The sequence below is a fragment of the Cellvibrio sp. ARAG 10.3 genome, from assembly GCF_051846955.1.
In the GTDB taxonomy this organism is placed as follows: domain Bacteria; phylum Pseudomonadota; class Gammaproteobacteria; order Pseudomonadales; family Cellvibrionaceae; genus Cellvibrio.
The window spans coordinates 1-2,015 of sequence record NZ_JBPYCU010000053.1; the positions used below are offsets into that span (position 1 = coordinate 1).

Below are 2,015 nucleotides of genomic sequence, written 5' to 3' on the forward strand. Positions count from 1 at the left end.
GGGTTTATCGATTGATTTCGTCATCGCGCTGGCCCTCGCGGTTGAAATCAGATGAATGTCAATGCCTCCTACCTACAACGTTGCACACTCCTGTCTCAATACGGAATGTCATCGTCATACGCTTCCGGCGGTGGAGCGGGAGGCAGGTGCCCCTGGTCCGCTGGTTGTCCAGCTGGAGCAGGTTGTTGTTTGCCTTTACGCGCCTTGTAAACCACACTCTCAATGCCGATCGGTGACAACGCCACAAAATCTGCAACGAGCTTCCACGAAGGAATCAACAGCTCCGGATCATCTTTCGATGGGAATGACGCATCAGAAAGCTGTCCGCCGCTGACCACACGAGTACCAATCTGCAACAAGGGAAACAACATTTCCGCACGCTTTCCCCAGTACTCCACATCCACCCAAAAGCCACCCGTGTCCTCCCAGGAACCATCCTGTTGTTTGCGATCCACGTTGCATCGCATCGAGAAATTCAATACGGGCTTCGGTTCCCCGCTGACGGGCACACGTTTGAACTCCAATGATCCGATATTGCCTTCACCTACAAAATTCGTCATCGACATGACACTTCCTCCGCTGCTTAGAAAAAAATATATCGTGCTTAATGCCCATTAGGTTTCACGTTGCTTTCGTTCACCACCTTCGAATGAATTGCGTGACCACTTCGGAAATCCTTGGATTCACGTCGCTCGTAAAACCACCTGAGAATGCCTGCCATTACGGCCAAGCTGGTGATTGCGAGTGATACCAACAAAAGTATGTGAAGGTCGTCAGGGCTTGCCGAGCCGACATGCTTCCCATAAATAACGCAGCCGAGTAACACAACCAGGAGCAAGTTCATAACGTTTTGAAACAATGCCAATATACGCACCATAATGATCATCTCGTTATTGCGCATCACACTGCATGTTCTGCACATCACTTAACGGTATGGATGACTTTTGTTTGCTCACACGGATCTCACCCCACTCGGGCAACAACATGACTGTATGCAACACTTCACCCACGGTGAAATTCACACGCTCGACAACATCGTCATCGACGGTCTCAAATTCGGTGTACTGCATCGAATCAATCGCACCGTCATCGGAAAGATTGAACGCAAACCGTGCACGTCGAGACGTGTCGGGCACCGAAGGTGTTTTAAGGAAAAGCTGGTTGGAAAGCCCATCAAACTGAAGTGTTTTTCCAGCGAGGTATTCGTTGATCCCAGCAGGATTTTTTTCGTAACAGTTCATGGTCGACGAATAGGCGTAACTCGTCATGTGATAGGTTGAGTCGATATGCAGGAAGCCTTCGTAGAATTTTTCTCCGGATTCCGCGTTGATCCAATCAGTCACATAGAGTCCAGTAACCTGGTTCTCGCACTGACGCTGTTCAATGTCATTTAGCGTAACTGACTCATCAGGCATCAGCGGAATGGCGACGCGAATGGTTTGCTCACCGTCAGACCATTCATGTTGCAACGTCTCGGGCTGTGGTTCGTCAAATCGCAGTTCCTGATTTGCGTTATCACCCGCACCGGCGTTGATGGAGATAGCTGACAGGAAACCGTAGTCGTTCTGGTGCCAGGTGATACTGGCCGCTGAACCGTCAACGCCGTTACCGGACAGCACAATCCCGTAATCGGATACGCCACGCTCAAATGTGTAGTCGTATTGCACGATCGTCGAACCCGTGAGCAGCGCATTGGGTTCATCACCCTGAGCAACGCGATAACAATCGCTGCCGCCATCCACGGTATCACCCAGGTAGTTCAGAGACGTCACACGCCCGTCAGTATCAACCGTCAAGTAATGCAGATCCTCTCCTGCATCACTGACGACAGAAATCCTATAAACATTGCCATGTGGCTTTCTGAGATGAGCAGTTTCCTCAACGTATTGCTGATATTCATTCCAACGATCAAAGGGAATACCGCTGTTGTCAGGCCCGGGCTTGATCTCATCAATCGCGAGGTCTTGATTTGGATGTGGTTCTTCCTTGCGGTCGGAATCACCACCACCGCTGCC

2 protein-coding genes are annotated in these 2,015 nt (G+C 50.4%); both read right to left on the reverse strand.

All coding sequences use genetic code 11. From position 1 onward, the window contains the following. Positions 1-95: 95 nt before the first annotated feature. Positions 96-566 carry a hypothetical protein gene (locus ACSV5M_RS21665; RefSeq protein ID WP_439178934.1) on the reverse strand — a complete coding sequence of 157 codons (471 nt, stop codon included), beginning with the start codon at positions 564-566 and terminating at the stop codon, positions 96-98. A 324-nt stretch (positions 567-890) separates the two neighbouring features. Then, on the reverse strand, positions 891-2,015 hold a 1,125-nt coding region (locus ACSV5M_RS21670), incomplete at its 5' end, for a hypothetical protein (RefSeq protein WP_439178936.1).